The organism is Mycobacterium sp. 1245499.0 (assembly GCF_001673615.1).
Lineage (GTDB): Bacteria > Actinomycetota > Actinomycetes > Mycobacteriales > Mycobacteriaceae > Mycobacterium > Mycobacterium europaeum_A.
Map to the genome: position 1 here is coordinate 1 of NZ_LZMG01000176.1, position 8367 is coordinate 8367.

Genomic DNA, 8367 nt, shown 5'->3' on the forward strand with positions numbered 1-8367 from the left:
GGCGGTGGCGTCCAGCTCGACCTTGCGCACCCGCACGATCTCCGGGGTCACCTCGACGCATTCGTCTTGCGCGCAGAATTCCATGGCCTGCTCGAGATCGAGTTCGAGCGGCCGGGCCAGCGTTTCGATGACATCGGCGGTCGACGACCGCATGTTGGTCAGCTTCTTCTCGCGGGTGACGTTGATGTCGAGATCCTCTGCGCGCAAGACGAATGCGTCGAGGTGACCCCGGAGATCGTGCGGGTGCGCAAGGTCGAGCTGGACGCCACCGCCCGGGCCCGCAGCCGGTCGCGCGCCAAGGCGCGGGGTTAACACCGGGGTGGTTGGACGGGCTGCTGTGCGGTTGCTCGATACCCTGATCAGCGTGCCGAGACGAGTCCGCCGTTGGTTCATGGTGCTGGGCGGACTGATCTTTTTGGTCGGACTCGTGCTCTCGGCCTGTACGGTCAACCCGCCGCCGGCGCCGCAGAGCACCGATACGCCGCACAACTCCGTGCCGCCGCCACCGCGGGTCAGCGAGATCATCATGGGCATCGACTCGATCGGGGCCGGCTTCAACCCGCACCTGCTGTCCGACCTGTCCCCGGTGAACGCGGCGATCAGCGCGCTGGTGCTGCCGAGCGCCTTTCGGCCGGTCCCCGACCCCAACATGCCGACCGGTTCCCGCTGGGAGATGGACCCGACCCTGCTGGTGTCGGCCGAGGTGACCAGCCAGAACCCGTTCACGGTGACCTACAAGATCCGGCCGGAGGCGCAGTGGACCGACAACGCGCCGATCGCTGCCGACGACTTCTGGTACCTGTGGCACCAGATGGTCAGCCAGCCCGGGGTCGTCGACCCGGCCGGGTACGACCTCATCACCGGCGTGCAGTCCCTGGAGGGCGGCAAGCAGGCGGTGGTCACCTTCGCCGAACCGTATCCGGCGTGGAAGGAGTTGTTCAGCAACATCCTTCCGGCCCACATCGTCAAGGACGTGCCCGGCGGTTTCGCCGCGGGTCTGGCCCGGGCGCTTCCCGTCACCGGCGGCCAGTTCCGGGTGGAAAGCATCGATCCGCAGCGCGACGAGATCCTGGTGGCCCGCAACGACCGCTACTGGGGACCGCCGGCCAAACCCGCGCTCATCTTGTTCCGCCGCGCCGGGGCGCCGGCCGCGCTGGCCGATTCCGTGCGCAACGGCGACACCCAGGTGGCGCAGGTGCACGGCGGCTCGGCGGCCTTCGCGCAGCTGTCCGCCATCCCCGACGTCCGGACCGCCCGGATCGTGACGCCGCGCATCATGCAGCTCACGCTGCGGGCCACCGAACCCAAACTGGCGGACACGCAAGTCCGTAAGGCCATCCTGGGGCTGCTCGACGTCGACCTGCTCGCGGCCGTCGGCGCCGGCAGCGACAACACCGTCACCCTGGACCAGGCCCAGATCCGGGCGCCGAGCGACCCGGGCTACGAGCCGACCGCGCCACCGGCGATGACGACCCCGGCGGCGCTGGCGCTGCTGGAGGGGGCCGGCTACAAGGTCGACCCCAACACTTCGGCTTCGGCGGCGCCGCCATCAGCCCCGCCGAACACCGGGCCGCCCGAGGTCATCCGCGGCCGGATCAGCAAGGACGGCCAACAACTTTCGCTGGTGATCGGGGTGGCGGCGAACGATCCGACCTCGGTCGCGGTGGCAAACACCGCCGCCGACCGCCTGCGCAACGTCGGCATCGCCGCGACCGTGCTGGCGCTGGACCCGGTCACCCTCTATCACGACGCGCTCAACGACAACCGGGTCGACGCGATCGTCGGCTGGCATCAGGCGGGTGGCAACCTGGCGACCCGGCTCGCCTCCCGATACGGTTGTCCCGCACTGGAATCCACCCAGGTGCCGATCTCCAACGGGCCGGCACCCGCGCCGTCGGCCCCCGCCGGTCCCACGCCGTCCACCGGGGCGCCCGCCACGTCGACGACGCCGACGACCACGCCGCCGCCCAGCCGCCCGGCCGATCCCAACGCCCTGGTGCAGGCGCCGTCGAACCTCACCGGGATCTGCGATCGCAGCATCCAGTCGAACATCGACGCCGCCCTCAACGGCACCAAGAACATCAACGACGTGATCACCGCGGTCGAACCGCGCTTGTGGAACATGGCTACCGTGCTGCCGATCCTGCAGGACACCACGATCGTCGGGGCCGGCCCGAGCGTGCAGAACGTCAGCCTGTCCGGTGCGGTCCCGGTCGGCATCGTCGGCGACGCCGGCCAGTGGATCAAGACGGGGCCATAACGCCCGCGCGGTCAGTCGGCGGGACGCGTTGCGCGCGGCGGGATCACGGTGTCGACGATGAGCGCCAGCTCGCGCCGGTTCGGCGGCGAACCGTTCAGCAGGAAGTGCTGGTTGATCAGAGCCGACCCGATGCGGGCGGTGAGCGGGGTGACCGTCGTCGGATCGAGGTCACCGTCGTCGATGGCCGCCCGCAGGATCGATTCCACGATTTGCATGCGCGGCCGCACCACCGCGTCGGCGAAGATGGCCCGCATCTCGGGCTCGTGCAACAGCTGATGGATGACGTCCAGGCCCGGGAAGCCGGTCTTTCCGGCCAGTAGGTCGCGCTGCGCGGTGAACATCGCCAGCAGGTTCTCCCTGGCCGACCGGCCGGAACGCAGCTCGGGCAGCGGCGGTAGCGCGAACACCAAAGCGGCGTGCACCAGCTCGCACTTGGTGTCCCAGCGTCGGTACAGGGCGGCCTTGCCGGTATGGGCGCGCGCCGCGATGCCCTCCATGGTCAGGCCGCCGTAACCGACCTCGGTCAGCTCGGCCAGGGTGGCCTCGTACAGGGCGCGTTCGAGGACCTCGCCGCGCCGGCGGCTTCGGCTGCCGGTCTGGTCTGCGTCCGTGAGCTGGGGCACTCCTTGATAGTAGCCGTGCGCGTTCCTACCTGCCGCTTACCGGTGGGTAGCGGCCGGACTGCCCGAATCGTCGCGGCTGCCGTAGGGTGCCGTCCATGCCTGAGACGCCGCGGCTACTGTTCGTCCACGCGCACCCCGACGACGAAAGCCTCGGCACCGGCGCCACCATCGCCCACTACGCCGCCCGTGGCGCCGATGTCCGGGTGGTCACCTGCACGCTGGGCGAAGAGGGCGAGGTGATCGGCGAACGATGGGCCGAACTGGCCGTCGATCGCGCGGACCAACTCGGCGGCTACCGGATCGGCGAACTGACCGCCGCGCTGCGGGCGCTGGGCGTGGGCGAGCCGCACTACCTCGGCGGCGCCGGCCGGTGGCGCGATTCGGGCATGCGCGGCACGCCGGCGCGGCACCGGCAACGCTTCATCGACGCCGACGACCGCGAGACCGTCGGCGCGCTGGTGGCCGTCATCCGCGAGCAGCGCCCACACGTCGTGGTGACCTACGACCCGGCCGGCGGCTACGGCCATCCCGATCACGTTCACGCGCACCGCATCACGGCGGCCGCCGTGGCGGCGGCGGGTCCCGGAGCCGGCGCCGCCGACTTTCCCGACGAGCCCTGGGCCGTGCCGAAGTTCTACTGGTCGGTCTTCGCAACGAGCGCCTTCGAAGCGGCCATGGACGCGCTGACGCCCGAGGATCTGCGGCCCGAATGGTCGATCCCGCCGAAGGAGGAGTTCACCTTCGGCTACGCCGACGAGGACATCGACGCCGTCGTCGAGACCGGCCCGGAGGCCGTGGCCGCCAAGCGCGCGGCGCTCGCCGCGCACGCCACCCAGGTGGTGGTCGGACCGACCGGTCGCGCCTGCGCGCTGTCGAACAACGCGGCGATACCGATTCTGGGGCAAGAGCACTACGTCCTGGTCGGTGGCGCGGCGGGGGAGCGCGACGGGCGGGGCTGGGAAACGGACCTGCTCGCAGGGCTTGAGTTTCCGCCGGCCCCGACGCGGTAGGCTGCCAATCAGGCAGCCACGGAAGGAATTCGCATGGACCCCGACCTGGACCCTAATCAGCAACACTGGCAGGACCGGCTGGACAACCTACAGTGGGTTATCGGCTCCATCATGTCCAACATCGACAGCGTCCCGACCTGACCGAAACCAAGCCACGCGTCGCCTCCGTTGACGACAGCGGCGCGACCGACCCCGCGATCCGTTTCGTCGTATTGGCCCTCTTGGCGGTCGACGGGGTGCTCTCCGCACTTGCCGGAGCCCTGCTGCTGCCTCTCTACATCGGGACGGTCCCGTTTCCCATCAGCGGACTGATTTCCGGACTGGTCAACGCGGCGCTGGTGTGGGCCGCCGGCCGCTGGACCCGTTCGCCCCGGTTGGCGGCGCTGCCGTTGTGGACGTGGCTGCTGACCGTGGCGGTGATCAGCATGGGTGGCCCGGCCGACGACGTGATCCTGGGCGGCCGCGGCCTGATGGCATACGCGGCCTTATTGCTGCTGGTCCTGGGGGTGGTACCGCCGGTCTGGGTGCTGTGGCGGCGCGGGCAGGGCGTCTGACGGTCGGCCGGGATGTCGCCCGCTTGCCGACGCGGGGGTGCCGCTACTGTTGACTGTTGCCCATACGGGACCCGCCAACGGGTGCCACGATTTCACATGTTGGGACGCGCGGATGAAATTCGATCGTGGGGAAGTTACACCAAGGTGCTGTTGACTCCGGGCGAGGAGCCTACCGCTCTGCCCAACCCTGTGGTGCCGGCCAAGGTTTCTCCGGAAGCCCCGCGGAAGGCCGGTGCATCGGCGCTGCGGCGGGTGCTGCGACGGGCTCGAGACGGCGTCGCGCTGAACGTCGACGAGGCGGCGGTCGCCATGACCGCGCGCGGCGCGGACCTCGCCGACCTGTGTGCCAGTGCGGCCCGGGTGCGCGATGCGGGTCTGGAGTCGGCCGGCCGGCGCGGGCCGGGCGGCGGGCTGCCGATCACCTACTCGCGCAAGGTTTTCATCCCGGTCACCCACCTGTGCCGGGACACCTGCCACTACTGCACCTTCGTCACCGTCCCGGGCAAGCTGCGCGCCCAGGGCGCCGGCATGTATCTCGAGCCCGACGAGATCCTCGACATCGCCCGCCGCGGGGCCGAACTCGGTTGCAAGGAAGCACTATTCACCCTCGGCGACCGGCCCGAGGATCGCTGGCCGGAGGCCGTCGAGTGGCTGAGCGAACGCGGCTATGACTCCACGCTGTCCTACGTGCGCGCGATGGCGATCCGGGTGCTCGAAGAGACCGGGCTGCTGCCGCACCTGAACCCCGGCGTGATGAGCTGGTCGGAGATGGCCCGGCTCAAGCCGGTGGCGCCCTCGATGGGCATGATGCTCGAGACGACGTCACGGCGGCTGTTCGAGACGAAAGGGCTTGCGCACTACGGCAGCCCGGACAAAGATCCGGCCGTGCGGCTGCGCGCCCTGACCGACGCGGGGCGGTTGTCGATCCCGTTCACCACCGGCCTGCTGGTCGGCATCGGCGAGACGCTCGCCGAGCGCGCCGACACCTTGCATGCGATCCGCAAGGCGCACAAGGAGTTCGGTCATGTGCAAGAGGTGATCGTGCAGAACTTCCGGGCCAAGGAACACACCGCGATGGCCGCCGTTCCCGACGCCGGCATCGAGGATTACCTGGCCACGGTGGCGGTCGCGCGCCTGGTCCTCGGCCCCGGGATGCGGATTCAGGCGCCGCCCAATCTGGTGTCGCGCGACGAGTGCCTGGCCCTGCTCGGCGCCGGGGTGGACGACTGGGGTGGGGTGTCGCCGCTGACGCCCGACCACGTCAACCCCGAGCGGCCGTGGCCGGCGTTGGACGACTTGGCCGCCGTCACCGCCGAAGCCGGTTACGAGCTGGTCCAGCGGCTGACCGCGCAGCCGAAATACGTGCAGGCGGGCGCGGCGTGGATCGACCCGCGGGTGTCCGGACACGTTGCGGCGCTGGCCGATCCGGCGACCGGTCTGGCGCGCGACGTCAACCCGGTGGGGCTGCCCTGGCAGGAGCCCGACGACGTCGGCTCCTCGGGCCGGGTCGACCTCAACGCGGCCATCGACAGCGAGGGCCGCAACACCGAGACCCGCAGCGACATCGACAGCGCCTTCGGCGACTGGGAATCGATCCGCGCGCACGTCAACGAGCTGGCCGCGCAGGGCGCCAAAGCGCCAGAACGGCTGGACACCGATGTGCTGGCCGCGCTGCGGTCCGCCGAACGCGACCCCGGCGGCTGCTCCGACAGCGAATACCTGTCCCTGGCCACCGCCGACGGCCCCGCGCTGGAAGCGGTTGCCGCGCTTGCCGATACGTTGCGCCGCGAAGCCGTCGGCGACGACGTCACCTTCGTGGTGAACCGCAACATCAACTTCACCAACATCTGCTACACCGGTTGCCGGTTCTGCGCGTTCGCGCAGCGCAAGGGCGACGCCGACGCATACTCGCTGTCCACCGAGGAGGTCGCCGACCGCGCGTGGGAGGCGCACGTGCAGGGCGCCACCGAGGTGTGCATGCAGGGCGGCATCGACCCCGAGCTGCCGGTCACGGGCTACGCCGACCTGGTCCGCGCGGTCAAGGCGCGGGTGCCGTCGATGCACGTGCACGCGTTTTCCCCGATGGAGATCGCCAACGGGGTCACCAAGAGCGGGCTGAGCATTCGCGAGTGGCTGATCAGCCTGCGCGAAGCCGGGCTGGACACCATTCCGGGCACCGCCGCCGAGATCCTCGACGACGAGGTGCGCTGGGTGCTGACCAAGGGCAAGCTGCCGACGTCGCTGTGGATCGAAATCGTGACCACCGCACACGAGGTCGGGCTGCGGTCGTCGTCGACCATGATGTACGGCCACGTCGACAGCCCGCGGCACTGGGTCGGCCACCTCAACGTGCTGCGCGACATCCAGGACCGCACCGGCGGTTTCACCGAGTTCGTGCCGTTGCCGTTCGTGCACCAGAGCTCACCGCTGTACCTGGCCGGCGCGTCGCGTCCCGGACCCACCCATCGGGACAACCGCGCCGTGCACGCGCTGGCGCGAATCATGTTGCACGGCCGCATTTCCCAGATCCAGACCAGCTGGGTCAAGCTCGGCGTGGAGCGCACGCAGGTGATGCTGCGCGGCGGCGCCAACGATCTGGGCGGCACGCTGATGGAGGAGACCATCTCCCGGATGGCCGGTTCGGAGTACGGCTCGGCCAAGACGGTGGCGGAGCTTGTCGCGATCGCCGAGGGCATCGGCCGCCCGGCGCGGCAACGCACCACCGACTACACGACGCTGGCCGCGTAGTTCGCCTTCTTGTCGGTGCCGTCGGGTATACCGGGGGTCGTGAAGCGACAGATTGATGACGATCGATTCCCCGAGTGGCGGCCGTTCGCGGATGCGGTGCGCCGGCACGGACCCGACGCCGGCACCTGGTGTGAGGCCTGGACGGTGCGCGACATCGTCGTCCACCAGGCCGGAAACGCCGAAGAGCTCGCGCGGGTGCTCGGCGCCCACCTGGACGGCCAGCCCGTAGCCACCCGCAGCTTCGAGGAACGCGAAGGCCCCCTGCGCGCCCTGAACGACGCGGACCTGTGGGACGCGCTGACCGACCGGATGGCCACCCTCACCGAGGTCGCGGTGGCGGCCGAGGCGCTGCCCGCCGACACCGACGTCGCCTGGACCGGCCGCACCATGAAGGTGCCCTGGTTCGCCGAGCACATGCGCGAAGAGTTGGTCCTGCACAGCTGGGACATCACCGGGGACGAACCGGCCGCCCAGGCCCGGCTGGCCGAGCCGTGGATGACCACGCACAGCGTCCTCGCGGTGGGCAGGCCGCTGCTGGTGAAGGGGGCCAAGCAGCTGAAACCCGGCGAGCGAATCGACGCCCGGCTGCGAGCCGACGGCACCGACGACGTCGTACTGGCCGCGGACCCGGATCAGATCACCATCGGGCTCGCCGAGCCGGAAGGCCCGGCCACCCTGGAGACCGACGCGGCCGCGCGGGTGCTGCTGCTGTGGGGCCGGCGGCCCGCCGATCCGTCACGCATTCGCAGCCGCGTCGGGCCGGAAACCCTGGGGCGCGTGCGCCGCCTGCTCGGCGGCTACTGAACCGCTTCGTGCGAAGCGATCGGCTCAGTAGTTGTTACAGGTGACCGCGACCTGGTTGATGTCGTCGTAGTACTTCTGCGCCGACGGCATGGCCTGGATCTGCTGGGCCATCTGCTGACGCTTCGGCGGCGGCGAGGCCAAGAAGTTGCGGATATAGGACTGCGCCACCGGCGACGAGTTCAGCTGTTGGGCAGCTGCCGGGTCGGTCGCGTTCAGCGCCGCGATGACCTGCCCGTAGTTGCAGGTGGTGTTGATGATCGCGTCGGTGGGATCCGCGGACGCGATCCCGGCCGCGGCGCTCAACGCCACCGCCGCGCTGCCAACCGCAACGCCCAATTTGCTCAACGACAGCCTCATGTGTGGACACC

Annotated in this window: 7 protein-coding genes and 2 pseudogenes; 6 read left to right on the forward strand and 3 right to left on the reverse strand. The window is 70.2% G+C overall.

Annotation, left to right across the window (positions count from 1 at the left end; genetic code table 11):
• Positions 1-204, reverse strand: a pseudogene (locus A5646_RS09730) (translational GTPase TypA); the annotation flags it as partial.
• Here A5646_RS09730 and A5646_RS29825 point away from each other — a divergent pair.
• Both A5646_RS29825 and A5646_RS09735 read left to right on the forward strand, forming a co-directional pair.
• Positions 196-312 (forward strand): annotated as a pseudogene (locus A5646_RS29825) (hypothetical protein); the annotation flags it as partial. The pseudogenes A5646_RS09730 and A5646_RS29825 sit on opposite strands and share 9 nt — an antisense overlap.
• Positions 313-358: 46 nt before the next feature.
• Positions 359-2260 carry an ABC transporter family substrate-binding protein gene (locus tag A5646_RS09735; protein WP_197505157.1) on the forward strand — a complete coding sequence of 634 codons (1902 nt, stop codon included), beginning with the start codon at positions 359-361 and terminating at the stop codon, positions 2258-2260.
• Between the two features lie 11 nt (positions 2261-2271).
• On the opposite strand, the gene A5646_RS09740 is transcribed toward A5646_RS09735, so the two are convergent.
• Complete coding sequence (locus tag A5646_RS09740) at positions 2272-2883, reverse strand: TetR/AcrR family transcriptional regulator (protein WP_067021433.1); 612 nt, start codon at positions 2881-2883, stop codon at positions 2272-2274.
• Between the two features lie 95 nt (positions 2884-2978).
• Here A5646_RS09740 and mshB point away from each other — a divergent pair, with 95 nt between their 5' ends.
• From mshB to A5646_RS09760, 4 genes are all read left to right on the forward strand, one after another.
• Entirely contained in the window at positions 2979-3893 is a 915-nt protein-coding gene (gene mshB / locus A5646_RS09745; protein ID WP_066876540.1) for an N-acetyl-1-D-myo-inositol-2-amino-2-deoxy-alpha-D-glucopyranoside deacetylase, read from the forward strand.
• A 92-nt stretch (positions 3894-3985) separates the two neighbouring features.
• Positions 3986-4447, forward strand: coding sequence for a hypothetical protein (locus A5646_RS09750; RefSeq protein ID WP_066866241.1), 462 nt, complete (start codon positions 3986-3988; stop codon positions 4445-4447).
• A gap of 96 nt (positions 4448-4543) precedes the next feature.
• A complete protein-coding gene (locus tag A5646_RS09755; RefSeq protein WP_082984688.1) occupies positions 4544-7195 on the forward strand; it encodes a bifunctional FO biosynthesis protein CofGH in 2652 nt (883 codons plus the stop codon).
• A gap of 39 nt (positions 7196-7234) precedes the next feature.
• Positions 7235-7999 (forward strand): maleylpyruvate isomerase N-terminal domain-containing protein, encoded by a 765-nt coding sequence (locus tag A5646_RS09760; RefSeq protein WP_066876536.1) that lies wholly within the window; start codon positions 7235-7237, stop codon positions 7997-7999.
• Positions 8000-8023: 24 nt separating this feature from the next.
• On the opposite strand, the gene A5646_RS09765 is transcribed toward A5646_RS09760, so the two are convergent.
• A complete protein-coding gene (locus A5646_RS09765; RefSeq protein ID WP_066866235.1) occupies positions 8024-8356 on the reverse strand; it encodes a hemophore-related protein in 333 nt (110 codons plus the stop codon).
• Positions 8357-8367: the final 11 nt, after the last annotated feature.

Bases quoted from the DNA above. Each gene is read 5' to 3' on its own strand.
- A5646_RS09755 (WP_082984688.1), top strand. From the start codon at position 4,544: ATGTTGGGACGCGCGGATGAAATTCGATCGTGGGGAAGTTACACCAAG.
- A5646_RS09765 (WP_066866235.1), bottom strand. From the start codon at position 8,356: ATGAGGCTGTCGTTGAGCAAATTGGGCGTTGCGGTTGGCAGCGCGGCG.
- mshB (WP_066876540.1), top strand. From the start codon at position 2,979: ATGCCTGAGACGCCGCGGCTACTGTTCGTCCACGCGCACCCCGACGAC.